The 13466-nt window shown below is 63.9% G+C and carries 14 protein-coding genes and 2 pseudogenes; 12 read left to right on the forward strand and 4 right to left on the reverse strand.

Translation table 11 applies throughout. The features are described 5' to 3' along the window. Nucleotides 1-407: 407 nt before the first annotated feature. The 12 genes and pseudogenes from AB0I57_RS07895 to AB0I57_RS07950 all read left to right on the forward strand — a co-directional run bounded on the left by AB0I57_RS07895 (nucleotide 408) and on the right by AB0I57_RS07950 (nucleotide 10011). Entirely contained in the window at nucleotides 408-1364 is a 957-nt protein-coding gene (locus AB0I57_RS07895) for an O-acetyl-ADP-ribose deacetylase (RefSeq protein ID WP_358332172.1), read from the forward strand. A gap of 268 nt (nucleotides 1365-1632) precedes the next feature. After that, nucleotides 1633-2136 (forward strand): annotated as a pseudogene (locus AB0I57_RS07900) (O-acetyl-ADP-ribose deacetylase); the annotation flags it as partial. A 796-nt stretch (nucleotides 2137-2932) separates the two neighbouring features. Then, entirely contained in the window at nucleotides 2933-3154 is a 222-nt protein-coding gene (locus AB0I57_RS07905) for a hypothetical protein (protein WP_358332175.1), read from the forward strand. Nucleotides 3155-3525: 371 nt separating this feature from the next. Beyond that, nucleotides 3526-3819 carry a hypothetical protein gene (locus AB0I57_RS07910; RefSeq protein WP_358332178.1) on the forward strand — a complete coding sequence of 98 codons (294 nt, stop codon included), beginning with the start codon at nucleotides 3526-3528 and terminating at the stop codon, nucleotides 3817-3819. A gap of 25 nt (nucleotides 3820-3844) precedes the next feature. Further along, nucleotides 3845-4450 (forward strand): hypothetical protein, encoded by a 606-nt coding sequence (locus AB0I57_RS07915; protein ID WP_358332181.1) that lies wholly within the window; start codon nucleotides 3845-3847, stop codon nucleotides 4448-4450. Then, nucleotides 4450-4809, forward strand: a complete 360-nt coding sequence (locus AB0I57_RS07920) for a hypothetical protein (RefSeq protein WP_358332184.1) — start codon at nucleotides 4450-4452, stop codon at nucleotides 4807-4809. The genes AB0I57_RS07915 and AB0I57_RS07920 overlap by 1 nt, the downstream gene beginning before the upstream one ends. Before the next feature lie 153 nt (nucleotides 4810-4962). Then, on the forward strand, nucleotides 4963-5802 hold the full coding sequence (locus tag AB0I57_RS07925; protein ID WP_358332187.1) for a hypothetical protein: 840 nt from the start codon (nucleotides 4963-4965) through the stop codon (nucleotides 5800-5802). A 22-nt stretch (nucleotides 5803-5824) separates the two neighbouring features. Next, complete coding sequence (locus tag AB0I57_RS07930; protein WP_358332190.1) at nucleotides 5825-6340, forward strand: LpqN/LpqT family lipoprotein; 516 nt, start codon at nucleotides 5825-5827, stop codon at nucleotides 6338-6340. Nucleotides 6341-6350: 10 nt separating this feature from the next. Then, nucleotides 6351-6527, forward strand: a complete 177-nt coding sequence (locus AB0I57_RS07935) for a hypothetical protein (RefSeq protein ID WP_358332193.1) — start codon at nucleotides 6351-6353, stop codon at nucleotides 6525-6527. Nucleotides 6528-6599: 72 nt separating this feature from the next. Further along, nucleotides 6600-7553, forward strand: coding sequence for a hypothetical protein (locus tag AB0I57_RS07940; RefSeq protein ID WP_358332196.1), 954 nt, complete (start codon nucleotides 6600-6602; stop codon nucleotides 7551-7553). A gap of 22 nt (nucleotides 7554-7575) precedes the next feature. After that, nucleotides 7576-7974 (forward strand): annotated as a pseudogene (locus AB0I57_RS07945) (LpqN/LpqT family lipoprotein); the annotation flags it as partial. 366 nt (nucleotides 7975-8340) lie between these two features. Further along, on the forward strand, nucleotides 8341-10011 hold the full coding sequence (locus tag AB0I57_RS07950; RefSeq protein WP_358333334.1) for a hypothetical protein: 1671 nt from the start codon (nucleotides 8341-8343) through the stop codon (nucleotides 10009-10011). 571 nt (nucleotides 10012-10582) lie between these two features. On the opposite strand, the gene AB0I57_RS07955 is transcribed toward AB0I57_RS07950, so the two are convergent. From AB0I57_RS07955 to AB0I57_RS07970, 4 genes are read right to left on the reverse strand one after another with little or no spacing between them, the layout of a single operon-like run. Further along, a complete protein-coding gene (locus AB0I57_RS07955) occupies nucleotides 10583-11122 on the reverse strand; it encodes a DUF3558 domain-containing protein (RefSeq protein ID WP_358332199.1) in 540 nt (179 codons plus the stop codon). Continuing rightward, nucleotides 11119-11568, reverse strand: a complete 450-nt coding sequence (locus AB0I57_RS07960) for a hypothetical protein (protein ID WP_358332202.1) — start codon at nucleotides 11566-11568, stop codon at nucleotides 11119-11121. The genes AB0I57_RS07955 and AB0I57_RS07960 overlap by 4 nt, the downstream gene beginning before the upstream one ends. A gap of 28 nt (nucleotides 11569-11596) precedes the next feature. Next, nucleotides 11597-12355: an ESX secretion-associated protein EspG gene (locus AB0I57_RS07965; RefSeq protein ID WP_358332205.1), complete on the reverse strand. Its 759-nt coding sequence runs from the start codon at nucleotides 12353-12355 to the stop codon at nucleotides 11597-11599. Further along, complete coding sequence (locus AB0I57_RS07970) at nucleotides 12352-13464, reverse strand: hypothetical protein (RefSeq protein WP_358332208.1); 1113 nt, start codon at nucleotides 13462-13464, stop codon at nucleotides 12352-12354. The genes AB0I57_RS07965 and AB0I57_RS07970 overlap by 4 nt, the downstream gene beginning before the upstream one ends. Nucleotides 13465-13466: the final 2 nt, after the last annotated feature.

Below are 13466 nucleotides of genomic sequence, written 5' to 3' on the forward strand. Positions count from 1 at the left end.
TACGACACCGGCCGCCGCGTGGTGCATCCTCACGATGACGGCGTCATCCTTGGAGGAGCAGACCTGCTTGCCGATGACCGGTTCGACGCCGTTGTCAGCCTGTGCCGCGCTGGTACAGCATCGATCAGCAGCGAACACATTCCGTTCTGGCTAATCGACGCGGGCGAGGAACGCAACCCGAATTTGAAGTTCGTCTTGGACGATGCGGCCCGAACCGTGCTGCAACTGCGGCAGCAGGGACTGACCGTCGCTCTGCACTGTGTCGAGGGGCGCAGCCGCACTCCTGCGGTTGCCGCGCGTTACTCGATGCTGTTGGGACGCAACCCCGATGACGTTCTCGAGGTCATGCACTGGGCGTGCCCGAACCCACGACTGTGGGAGGTCGCCACCACACCGAAGGAGTCCGCATGACCGTGATCGAAATCGCGCACGGTGACATCACCCGGCAGAGGGCGGACGCCATCGTCAACGCCGCAAACTCGTCGCTGCTCGACGGCGGCGGTGGGGCGGATGGCGCAATCTACGAACGCGGGGGACCGGCGATTCTCGAGGCGTGCCGGATCCTTAGGGCCACGTCGTTGCCGAACGGGCTCTCCGAGGGGGCGGCCGTTGCGACGACGGCGGGAGAGCTGCCCGCGACATGGGTAATCCATACCGTCGGGCCGCGGTACTCGTCGAGCGAGGACCGCAGCGAGGTGCTGCAGTCGTGCTACCGGCGCAGCCTCGCTATCGCCGACGAACTCGGCGCCCAAACGGTCGCGCTTCCGCTCATCTCTTCGGGCAGGTGGCCGAAGCAGGACGCCGTGACGCAGGCTGTCGCCGCCGTCCGGGCCGCGCGGACGAACGTCCGCGTCGTGAAGTTCGTCGTGTCCGACCGTGCAGTTGCCGATCTCCTGCGTCGCGCGGTCGACCTGTTCAGACCGTTCACCCCCTCGGTTGAGGCCCGGCCGTCCGTCGGCCCGTCCAGCGAGAGACGCGGTGCGCCATCGACCGCACTGACAGTCGACCAGACCGAGGACGATGAGGACGATCCGGGCCTCCCGCCGGCCCTGATGGCACTGATCCACCTCGATCCGGGCGGGCACGGATTGCTCACTGCACACGAGGTCGCGACGGTGTGTGGCTATGACCGGGACGCAGTCCTCGAGTATTTGAAGATCACGCAGGAACGAGAGATTGAGTGGCGAAAGTTCGCGGAAACAGCAATCGGTGAGGGTGATCTGGAGGAAGCCGATGCGTGTGAGTACGAGCTGCGGGCGTGGGCGCGGACGTATCAATCGCTGCGGTCGGCACTGCGGGTGATCGCCCTACCTGATGCCACGCGGGCAGCGCGGGCCGCGGCCAAGCAATCACCGGCGCCGTGACACCATGCGCCCGGCGCTGCGCCCAGACGACGACGGCGCGATCCTGGCTGATCACGATTCTGGGTGGTCCTGGACGACGCCGCCCGCACCGTGCCGCGATTGCGGAAGCAGGGGCTGACGGTGGTGATGTACTGCGTCGAACGACGCAGCTGTACCCCCGCACTGTTCTCGATGCTGCTGGGGCACAAATCAAACGACGCAGAGGCGATCGGCTGGACTCGCCCGAACTCGCGGCTGTGGAAGGTCGCTACCACACAAAGGAGTACGCATGACCGTCATCGAAATCGTACGCGGTGACATCACCCGGCACCGTGCGGACGCAATCGTCAACGCCGCGAACTCGTCGCTGATCGACGGCGGCGGTGGGGTGGATGGCGCAATCCATCGGCGCGGAGGGCCGGCGATCCTCGAGGCGTGCCGGACCCTACGGGCCACTACGGTGCCCAATGGGCTCGCCGAGGGAGCGGCCGTTGCGACGACGGCGGGAGAGCTGCCTGCGAAATGGGTAATCCACACGGTAGGGCCGCGGTACTCGCGGCGTGAAGACCGCAGCAAGGTGCTGCAGTCGTGCTACCGGCGCAGCCTCGCCGTCGCCGACGAACTCGGTGCCGAGACGGTCGCCTTCCCGCTCATCTCGTCGGGTACGTTCCGGTGGCCGCAGGGCGACGCCGCGACGCAGGCCGTCGCCGCCGTTCGGACCGCGCGGACAAACGTCCGCGTCGTAAAGTTTGTCGCGTACGACCGTGAGGTTGCCGACCTCTTGCATCGCGCGGTCGGCCGGTTCAACGCTCGCAACCCCAACGTCGGCAACCAGGCCGCCGACGACCCTCTCCGCAATAGAGACGATGCGCCGTCGAGTACACCGACGGACGCCGGCAGCCGAGACGATGCGGAGGATGAGAACGACCAGGATTTTCCGCCGGCCCTGTCGACACTGGTCCACCTCGACTCGGAGGGGTACGGATCGCTCACTGCGCATGAGGTTGCGTCGGTGTGCGGCCACAACCGCGACGCCGTCCTCGACTACCTGCAGATCACGAAGGAGCAGGAGGTCGTCTGGCTCGAGTCCGCGGAAACAGCTCGCGGTGAGGGCGATTCGGAGGAAGCCGACGCGTGTGACCACGAGGCGCGGGCCTGGGCGCAGACATATGAGTCACTGCGGTCGGCATTGTGGCTGATCGTGCTACCGGACGTCACGCGTGAGGCACCGGTCGCGGTCAAGCACTCGCCGACGTCTCGGCTCTTGCCGAGGATGCGCCCCGAGTAGATCAGAGGGACGATGTCGTCCCCCACCCCGTCGAGTTGGCCGGGCTACGACACTCTGCGCCAGGCGGTGCACCGGGACGAGGGTTGATCCCGGGTGGTCGTTATTCGGGGTGGTTCAGTACGGACGGCACGCTGGTCGGTACCCGCTCGATCGCGCATCACCTATTCGAGGAGCCCCGCAACTGCGACGACTTCTACACGTTCGGCGAGTTCTGCCCGCCCAACAAGCCCTTGCTCGCGATGGCGGAGGGGTTGTATGAGCGTGGATACGAGGTCGTCATCGTCACCGGTAGGGACGGAGCGTGGATCGGTCAGAACCCTGGCTCGCCAAGCACTTCCCCCAGCACGCCGGACTGTTCATGCGGTGGAAAGGTGATCGGCGTCCCGGGCATGTCGTAAAGGAGGAGATCCTCATCGAACTGCTCGAGGTCGGTAAAGAGATTCTTTTGGACGCCGACGACGATCCGAGCATCCTCGAGATGTGGGAGCGCAACGGCATCAACACGATTCACGTCACCCGGTAATCTGCGCCCCCTAAGGCCACCGGATGGCAACAATTGCTACGGTGCCGAATCGCTGACGATCCGCGCCTTTTCGTGAATCACCGTCTCCGCCGCGGCGGCATTGACCGTCCGAGCAGCCAGCGTGCGGCGGGCCAGCGATTCCTCGGTAGTGGTGTGGCCGGGTTCACGATGGCACCTGCAATTTCGTTCGCGGCCGATACCACGCTCCTATGAACCTTCGACGGAGTCCTGCCGGCGTGATGCCCGACTACACGTGTACGAGGGCACGTGACCCCGCTGGATCCTGGAGTCTGTGCCTGCCCTCCGGTGTATATGCTGTTGTGCTGCTAGGTTGTCCGCCGGGGTGACCGATCCGAGGGCAAGGCCGTTGATTGAACGTTGACGTCGAGAGGCTGCGGGGGTTCGCCGATGCGGTCAGCGGTGTTTCCGAATCGATCGCCGGCATCGATGTGAGCACCCCGTTCGCCGACTCCGAGTTGGCGCTGCCGGGAACCGAGTTCGCCAAGGTCTGTGTGGCCGGAACGCAGGAGACCTCCGCGGCGCTGAGGAACCTGCACCTCCGGTTGATGGAGGTGTCCGAGATCGCGGAGGGCACGGCAGGTAAGTACGAGGTGTCCGAGGCCGACTTCACCGGCATGTTGAGTGCCATGGATGTTCCGTCGTGAGCCCGACCGTCCCCGAGGTGATCCGGTGGACGCCCGAATCGCTGCGATCGACCGCCGCGAGCATCGATGGATCGTCGCCGACCTCGACGAACGATTCGCGGGCCTGATGATCGAGCAGGATGCGCTCGCCGAAACGTGGAGCGGCGCCGCGGCCACCGCTGCGGCCACGCGGGTGGTTCAGGAAAAATCGTTGGGCGGCGCGGTGGCCGGTGCCCTGTCGGATCTCGCCGAACAGTATCGGGGTACGGCCGGGATCGTCGACGGTGCGCGATCGCATCTGGTGTCCGTCGTTTCCGACGCGCGGGGACGCGGATTCAACGTCGAAGACGACGGATGGGTTGACCCTGCTGCGCTCATCGCCTGGCTCGCCCTAGCCCCGGAGCACACCCGCGACGCCGCCCGGTTGCGGATCGAGAAGGAGGCCGCCGAACTCACCCTCGTTGTCGTGGATGCGCTCAGGCAGGCGCGCGATGCTGCCATCGACGCCGCCAACCGCATCCAGGCGCAATCGACGCACTGCAACAGGCGGGGAAGGCCGCGGTGCCGGGCAATGTGGTCGACCACGGTGACGGAGGGTTCACCATGGTGCCCGACTGGCCGTCGACCATCGCCGCATCGACGATCGGGGTGATGACAGACAAGACCGGCGAGGCCCTCAAAAGTGCCGCGAAAGCTTCCGCGGCCGCCTATACCGACGACGTGGCGCGGAACATCGGGCGGGGCCTCGGCCCGCTCGGTGCCGTCGTCGGTACCGTGCCCGCCATCATGAATGACATCAAGGGGGGCATGAGCACAACGGAAGCAGTCGTGTCCGAGGGCGGCGGCACACTCGCCGGAATCGGAGCTGCCGCGGTAGCTGGCGCCGCTATGGGTTCATTCGTTCCCGGCGCGGGCACTGCCGCGGGACTGGTCGTCGGCGCAGTGGCCGGCGGCGTCGCGACATGGTGGACATCGAAGACAATTCAACGTCACTGGGACTTTTGGAAGTAGTGCAGCAGTCCACCGAGGAAGTTGTGAACTAGGAGAGCTGAGAACATGATTGCCGAGTCATCCCTAACAAACCCCAAGTCTTCGATGGATAACCCGCCGCCCACAGTGTGGCCACAGAGTCTTCGCATCGCTTGGCTCATACTCGCTGTGCTCATGTCCATGCTGGCCGTGGTGTTGGCGTTCTCTACAATTGCAGATGTTCGTCATGAGGAATCGGGCATCGCAGCCGGGTCCGCAGGCGGGCTCATTCTCTTCGTGGGCTTGGTGCTCACCACGATCATGCTTGCCGGATTTCGTTGGGTCGGGCTGTCACGCAGAATTACCCGTTCTCGAAGCGAATACGGAGAAGGGATACAGATTCCGACGGGACGCGTGGGCCTGGTGACTCTGAGCGCCATGTTCATCGGCTGCAGCATGTACGCGCTGGCCGCCGTGATCGCCTCCTACTCCGGTTTGGGAAGCAAGCTGCTGCCAGCGGGCCGAGATACGGAGACCGGACGAACGTACATGGTGATTCTTTGCGTGGGTGCATTGGTGATCGCCACAGCTCTCCTCTTGTTCCGAACGTCTACGGTAATCGGCATCTATCCGTCCGGCGTCAGTCGAGACACCAGGAAGCGGGTAGCTTTCTCGGTGAGACGCTTTGAAACTTTTCTGTCGTGGAACGATATCGATAATGTGGTCGCCGACGAGACTGTAGTCAACAGCGGATCATCTGCGATTCACCATCCTCTAATCAAGCTACAGAACAGCTCAAATATTCCGGCCGACATGCTCCTCAAGTTCGATGGCACCGATGAGATCACTCTGATGGCCAAACTGTTCGTAGCTGAGCCGAACACCCTGCTGTCCCTCCTCCGTTTTTTGAAGGACAACCCCGACCAGCGCGACATCGTCGCCCAGCCCGACGCCTTCGAACTCCTTACGCCCCCACCGCTGCGCGAACGATTCCGCGCCGCACGCCTGGCGAAGAAGGCTGCCTCCGATGCGTGAACTCCCTACAGGGTCGGACAGGATGACCGTGCGGGAATTTCTCGACGTTCACCAGGTGACGTGCACGCCCTGCCACCCGGACGCCGCGGATCCGGTGACCGTCGCGATTCCGCAACTCCCCGGATGGGAACCCGCCCCATCCGAAGCAGCACCCGGCGCCTACACCGTCCTTGTCAGTCCCGCGCACATCTCCGATTATTGGTGTCCCAATGCAGTGCTCCTGCACGGTGAACTCTCCACGGCCGTCGACGCCGAGCAACTGTTGAACTGTGCCTTCACCGATTCCCGACGCCTTCCGGAATGGCGTGAGCACGAGTCGAACCGTGTTCCGTATCAGGGCCACCCATCGGCGTTCGTCCGGGGCGTGTATACCGCCGAACAATGGACCGTGTCCACCACCACCCGTTACGTCGTGATCACCCGCGGTTCTCGGCAATTCTTGACACAGCTGACCGTGACCACCCTGCTCGACCAGGCCGACGACCTCGAGGTTGACGTCACCGTCATCAACGTGGGATTGACCATCACCGTCAGTTGAATCGGAAAGCGTGGGATCGCCGGTTGGTTCCGCTGCAGGCTCCTACGCCAGGACCAAGTTCGGAGAAGTGATCGGCACAGCGATCGCTCCTGGAGTTGGCACGGCCGTGGGTATCGGACTAGGGGCAGCGATCGGTGGTGGGGTGACGTGGGTCATGTCGAAGGGCATTCAAGGGGTCTGGAAATGAAGGATTGCGACCACGGTGAGAATCCCGCAAAAGTTGGACAGGGTCTAATCGCACGAAAGGTGCTCACCGGGGATGGAGATTGACGAAGTGGCGATTGAGAAATCGGCAAAGCTGCCGACTGTTTCGGGTGATTTGGAACAACAGTGGCCGCAGCGGCTTCGGTATGGAGCACTCGCCTTCTCCGTCCTCACGATTCCCGCTGCCGGATTGATGGTGCGGGTTGCGATCGACGGCGTGGCCGCCGACGACTTGGGGTTTGCCCTCGGGTTCGCGGGGGGCGCTGTGCTGATGGTTTGCGTGTTCTTTATCGGTCTCGAGAATGCTGGGTTTCGTTCGATCGGGTTGTCCCGCAAGATCAAACATTGCACCGACGTGCACGGCATCGGCATTCAAATCCCAATGGGCAACGCCGTCCCACTCATGGTTGTCATGCTCGGGGGCGTGGGTGTGTATTGCCTGACGGCCGCAGCATCCTGGTATTTCGGTATGGGAGAGTCGCTGATGCCTGCCGGCCGGGACAGTGGTGCCGGCGCCCTGTACGTGTTGATCATCGGAGGCGTCGCAGTGGCAACTATCGTGTTGCTTCTAATCTTCCGAACACCCACCGTGATCAGTGTCTACCCCAACGGCATCCGCCGTCACGCCCGGAAGTGGCGGGGTCTGTCCATCAAGACGTTCGACAAATTTCTCACGTGGGATGAGATCGGGTCGATCACTGCTGATTCGCTGGTCGTCCGCAGCAGCTGGCACGAAGTGCGTAACCCCCTCATCAAACTGCAGACTGTTGCAGTCGTGCCGCCATCGATGCGCTTGCCACTCGATTCAGACGAGCACGTGACAATTGCCGCACACCTGCACGTCGCCGAGCCGAATACCCTGCTCTCCCTGCTCTTATTCCTGAAGGACAATCCCGACCAACGCGGCATCGTTGCCGGTCCCGACGCCCGTGAACTCCTCACGCCGCCACCATTGCGTGAACGATTCCGCGCAGCACGACTGGCGAAGAAAGGGGCGCCAGATGCCTGAACTCCGCACCGGGTCAGACACGATGACTGTGCAGGAGTACCTCGACGCTCGCCAGGTGGCGTGCACGCCCTGCCACCCGGACGCTGCTGACACTGTGACCGTGGCGATTCCGCAACTGCCCGGTTGGGAACTCGCCCCACCCGAAGCAGTGCCTGGCGCCTACACCGTCCTGGCCAATCCCACGAACACCTCCAAGAATTGGTGCTCCAATGCGGTGCTCCTGCAGGGCGAACTCTCCACGGCTGTCGATGTCGAGCTACTGTTGAACTGTGCCTTCGCCGATTCCCGACGCCTTCCGGAATGGCGTGAGCACGAGTCGAATCGCGTTCCGTATCAGGGCCACCCATCGGCGTTCGTCCGGGGCGTGTACACGGCCGAACAATGGACGGTGTCCGCCACCAACTGTTACGTAGTCATCACCCACGATTCCCGGCAGTTTTTTGACGCAGCTGACCGTGACTACGTTGCTCGACCAGGCCGACGACCTGGCGGTCGACGTCACCGTCATCAACGTGGGACTGACCATCACCACCAGCCGAACCGGACTCCTCGAGGACGCCATGCGGTAGAGCGTCTGGTCATAGCCGATACCTTCTCGCACATCGTTGCCGTACTTCCACACAGGTGGGAGACGAAACTGAGGAGATATCGGTGGAGGCGGGAGTCGTTGGGGGAAGAGAACGGAGGGGAGTCGGGCGTCGACCGTGTCGTGGTCGCACCGATGTGTCGGTTCGGTGGCGTAACTTTCCGTCGACTGCGTAGCCGCAACGGGCGGAGAGGTGGGAAAGTGACGATCGATGATGAGGCTCCCGGCGCTGGCGAACGGGGGGAGATCGCCGACTTCGGCGATCTCGCCGTGGGAGATCTGATTCGCATTTATGGGATCGGGTCGCGGACACTCGTCGTGGGTCGACCGCAGCAGTACACCGATTCGCGCGGTGCGACGTTTCATATCGTCGAAGTGGTTCTCGACGATCAACGGCCGACTCGTATCGTTCTCGACGCCAATTCCCATGTGCACCGCGTTCCGTTCCGCGGCAGTCGATACGAGTTCGAGTTCGATACACCTGTGGACGGTCGAGGGCAGATCAATGCATGGTTGAAGGGGCGCCGGGTCGGGGAGGTGTCATGGCGTAAGAGTGACGGGGTCGTCCTCGACATTTCACCACGTAGTCCACACGATCCTCTTCGCCAGCTACTGATCTCGTGCGCCCAGGAATCGTGCCCGATCCTGAAGGTACCGGACCCGGCAGTGCGCTGGACTCCCGACCCGGACGATCTTGTTCCAGGTGATCTGATACTGCTCCGTGGGATGAGAGTGGTCGTGGGTTGCCCACAGTCGTACACCGACCCAGACGGCCGAAGGTTTTGGACAGTCGCTACCGAGGGCGACCTAGGCAGATCCGAGACGATGATTCTCGATGCAGAAACGCAATGGCGCCGGACGCTGTTCGACGCCAGCCGGTATCGCTTCGAGGTGAGGAGCCGTGGTGAGGGGCTGAGGACAGCGCGGGCAGTGACCAGTGCCGGGTCCAGATCCGCTGCCGGTGAGGTGACCTGGTGGTCCGGCGACGGTTCGATCCACGGAATCGAGCCTGCAAACCCGCTGCATCCGCTGCATCGGCTGCTGACGGAGTGGGTGCGTGAGCAGCCGCTAATCACGTCGGACACCGACCCCGACGTGCTCGACGTTGGAGATGTGGTGCTCAGCGAGGGACGGCAGATGATCGTCACCGGACATCAGGTGCGTGGCTCTCGGGAGCGGCAACGGAAGATTGGTGTAGCCGTCTACCCGGTGCTGTTCGCCGATACGGGGGAAGTGTCCACAATGACGTTCGACCTGACGGTGCCGGTGGTACGGGACGTGTTCGACTCGAGCACCATTCGCTTCGAGATCTCCGACGAGAGCGGCACCGAACGCAGCCTCGCTGCGTTGTCAGCAACGGGCGCGCGACTCGGAATGGTGAGGTGGCGTGAGGCAAATGGTGCGGTGACACACATTGCGCCGGAGCATCCACGGAATCCGGTGCACAGGTTGCTGTTCGAGCGTGCGAAGCAGCTGTGTCCGACGCTGCGTGGCCCGATGCCGCACGTGCCGGCTCGCGACAACCCAGTCGAGAGGATTGCGGCGAGGGAAGCGTTCGTGTCGTCTCTCGACGCGGGGCCGGACATCCTCGGCGCGCACTACATGACTGAGGGCACCGTGGACGGGCCGTGGAACCTGCTGCCGGAGGAACGCGATGCTCTGCGGGCAGCGTGGCAGTGGTGCAGGACCCGACTGTACGTGGTGTTCTCGTTCAACGGGGAATCCGGTACGGACGTCTACACACCGCTGGCGTGGGCGGTTCCGGAGGAGGCTTTGTACCTCCCGGATGTCGTCCACGAAGGAGCGTCGGGACGGCACCTCGAGGTGGTTCAGCGTGCCGCGGAACTCCCCGTACCCGATTATCTTGACTGACCCTGTGCCCGCCCCGCGAAACGGGCCAGGACTCGGTACCGCGGACATCCAGACCCCTCAACTCGGGTGGTCTGTTCGACTTCAACCTGGGGTGCACCGCCGCGAGCTCGGAGTGGTAGGAGACAACTCATCCGACCGCCCCCGGGGAGTTCACCGTGAACGCGACGAACTGCCATTCATGAATGGCACAATGACTGCAACAACGGAACACAAGGGGGAACAGGACAGAATGGTTTTGCCATTGATCCCGGTGGCGCTGATCGCGGCAGCACTACACCGAAGTACGGATCATTCGAACGGAATGAGCAGGCCCAAGCTCGGGTACCGCTCCGCTCGGTCCTAGAACCGCTTGGGTACCTTGCCTTCGATTCCGGCAGCGGCGTGGGCGTCGGGGCCGAAGCCGTCACAGGGGTGAAACGTCAACCGCGGAATCGGTTCCGCGACAGGTTCGCCGGCAGGGAATTCCCGCATCCGGCCAGCAACGTGGCTAGTGCGAGTGCGGTTGCCGCAACGAACCCGGTGGGTCGGAGGCGAGCTCTTACAGCCTCCCGCTGACCTGTAAGGGCCTGGGTCACAGGTGCTCCGGGAACCAGGGGGACAGGTCTTGGGCCACTTTCAACGCCAGCGGGCACGCCTGGTCGGCGGTTTCGACCCCTACCCGCTTGTACATAACCATGATCTCGAGGACAGCGTTGTCGAAGTCGACCGACGCCACACACTGCAGCCCACCCGGGAAGTCGTGTACGAGGGTGCGATGCTCACCGATCTGTGTGTCCTCCACTAGGGTGAGGCGTTTGTCGTTCTCGGACTTCGACAGGAGTTTTCCGGCGGACGACACCACCACCGACGAGTATGGATCATCCAAACGGAATGAGCAGGCCCAGTCCTGGTACGGCTCCTCCCGATCCTCAAACCGCACAGGTACTTTGCCGTCGATTCCCGCGGCAACCCGGGCGTCGGGCCCGATTCCGTCGCAAGGGTGAAACGTCAACCGTGGAATAGATTCGGCGACCGGCTCCCCGTCGGGGGGGTTTCCGCAGCCAGCCAACAGGGACACCGCCGCGACGGCGGCTACCGCGCCAGTCCGGGATCGTTCTTGTCGTGCTCTCACAGGTTGTCTCCGATTCGGCCGAGGCTGCTGGCGGCAATACCTTCCTGTTCTTCGTAGCGCCGTAGTACGGCCTCAAACGTTGCCTTCATGTCCAGCGCGTAGTTCGCGTGGGACTGGAGGAGTCCAACCGCGGAGCTCTCGAAGGCGATCTTGCCGCCGCCGACGGCCTTGTCGTTGAATTTTTGGGTCAGCAGCCTGGCCGATTCCAACTCATGCTCACCGATCCCCAGGGTCTCGATCCACAGTTCTCGTCCGGCGCGATCAGCCATTTCGAACATTGCGTCCGCGTGAGCCTCGCACATGCTGATGCACCGCCGCAGCCCCTCCGGATCGACGCGCAAGTACACCTCGCTCAGGGCTGCCGCGGTGATCTTCGGCCACTCCGTGCCCTGCGGGGCGGGGTCTTGGTCCGGCTCGGGTACCGGTGGTGTCTCCGGGTTTGTCATAGATACCCCTCGGTGCGTATTTCGTTCGTTACCAACGGTGCTCGGCCATCTCGCGCTGCAGTCGAAGTCCCTCGCCGACCAGAGATGACAGCGTGCGCACCAGCAATTCAGGACCGGCCGCTGTTGCGGCGTTCGGGTCGCGCGGACCGACGAGGTACCGTCCGTCGCCGGCGGTGTCGATCCAGCGCATCCTGCCCAGTTCGCCACGCACGTGCCGCGGACCCTGAAGGACTCTGATCGTGCCGCTGCCGGCGTAGCCCTTCCGCATTGCATTTTCGAGCTTGGGTGCGGAGGGCGCGGTGTCGGCGCTACGGAGAATGCCCTGCGAGAAGTAGTCGGGCTCGGGCTCGTCGCGGCGGGCGAAGGTGCGGCGTCCGGGCGCGTTCTGTGGGATCAGACCGATCAACAGTGAGGCCAGATCGTCGGTGATGCCAGCGCCCAGGACGACGTCGCCACCCACGGCGGGTGTCGAACCGGGCTGCTGCACCGCGATCGCGCACCATCGCTGCAGTTGCGCCCCGATGATCCTGATCGGCTGCCCGTCTGCGGTCTCGCCGAAGACTTCCACGAATACCTCGGGTTCAGCGAGGACATCGACTGCGGCAAGCACATTCTGGCGGTCGTCAGCGGCGAATGCTTCCCGGATCTGGTTCTGCTCGTGCTCGAATGCGCTGTAGGTGCGGGCAGGGCTGATCAGGCTGAACGGGAACGGCGGACGATCCTGTCCGGTTGCCGCCCACAACGCCCCGAACTGCTCGCCGCGGAGCTGCCAGTTGCGCATGTTCATGCCCCGATCACCGGCGGTGCCACAGCAGGGAACTTCCCTATCAGTTCGTTTCCGTTGTCGAGGGTGATCAGGTAGCCGGGGGTTTTGTGTTCCTTGTCGCCGTCATTGCCGCCACGGGCTCCGGGTGCGCCCATCATGCCGCCGCCCATCATCCCTGGCCCCCGCACACCCGCACCTGGCGCACCGGTGAGTCCACCGGCCCTACCTCCGGCAGCCCCTCCCGCACTTGGAATGGCGCCGGGAACCCTTCCGGTGAACCCCCCACCTGCGGGTACCCCGCCGACCACTCCGCCTCCGCCACCGCCGAGACCACCGCCACCGATGCCGGGATTGCTGCCCGGCCTGGGTGTGTCGCCCGACATCGGCATACCCGAGGGCGTTGGGCTGCCTACGGCGGACGCGGCCGTGGTGGACGCTGGATTCTCACCTGCCCACGGTGGCGGACCGGCCTGGCCCTGGGCAGGGACGCTGTCGCCCTGACCGGATTCGGGCGATGCGATCGGTGCAGCACCGGGATCGCCGGTACCACCGCTCGCACTCGGGCGTCGGTGTTCCGGGGGCGGCCACGTCGGATCGGGAGAATTGACAACGTCTTCGAGTTGATCGAACACAGGCACTTCTCGGTCGGTGTCTTGCACACCGGGGCGGTAGATGTTGTTCATCGCGTCGAGTGCCTCGCCGTGGCGGCGGTAGTACTCCTGGTCCGAATTCGACAGCCAGGGGGTCAGATTGTCGTACCAGTTCAGACCCTGAACGTCGGGTACCGCTCCACCTTTGAGTTGGGTGGCGGCCTGGTAGATCGGATCGAGGGCGCTAGCCACTCCGTGGAGCTGTGACCTCGTCGGATCGGCGCTTCTCGCGTAGTCGCTTGCTTGGCTGTCCGCGTTGCTTGCCGCGGGACCTTGCCAACTGGTACCGATTTCTCGCCGGATCCCGTCGACGAACGCGGTGATCTCGGTGGAAGCGTCCTCACCGAGCGTGCGCCACGTGCCCTGCACCTGCTCGATGGTCGCCGGAGACATCGACTGCGCAAGGTCGTACAACCTCTCAGGGGTCCACTCGTCGCCCTGGAAGTACTCCGGATCCGGGACATAGATCAGCTCGTTCACAA

Origin of the sequence: Rhodococcus sp. NPDC049939 (genome assembly GCF_040656415.1) — a bacterium.
GTDB lineage: Bacteria > Actinomycetota > Actinomycetes > Mycobacteriales > Mycobacteriaceae > Rhodococcus_F.

What these genes read in the sequence shown, in the direction of transcription:
- AB0I57_RS07930 (WP_358332190.1), top strand. Translation starts at nt 5,825, where the DNA reads ATGACCGTGCGGGAATTTCTCGACGTTCACCAGGTGACGTGCACGCCC.
- AB0I57_RS07960 (WP_358332202.1), bottom strand. Translation starts at nt 11,568, where the DNA reads ATGACAAACCCGGAGACACCACCGGTACCCGAGCCGGACCAAGACCCC.
- AB0I57_RS07925 (WP_358332187.1), top strand. Translation starts at nt 4,963, where the DNA reads ATGTCCATGCTGGCCGTGGTGTTGGCGTTCTCTACAATTGCAGATGTT.
- AB0I57_RS07895 (WP_358332172.1), top strand. Translation starts at nt 408, where the DNA reads ATGACCGTGATCGAAATCGCGCACGGTGACATCACCCGGCAGAGGGCG.
- AB0I57_RS07965 (WP_358332205.1), bottom strand. Translation starts at nt 12,355, where the DNA reads ATGAACATGCGCAACTGGCAGCTCCGCGGCGAGCAGTTCGGGGCGTTG.
- AB0I57_RS07940 (WP_358332196.1), top strand. Translation starts at nt 6,600, where the DNA reads ATGGAGATTGACGAAGTGGCGATTGAGAAATCGGCAAAGCTGCCGACT.
- AB0I57_RS07920 (WP_358332184.1), top strand. Translation starts at nt 4,450, where the DNA reads ATGACAGACAAGACCGGCGAGGCCCTCAAAAGTGCCGCGAAAGCTTCC.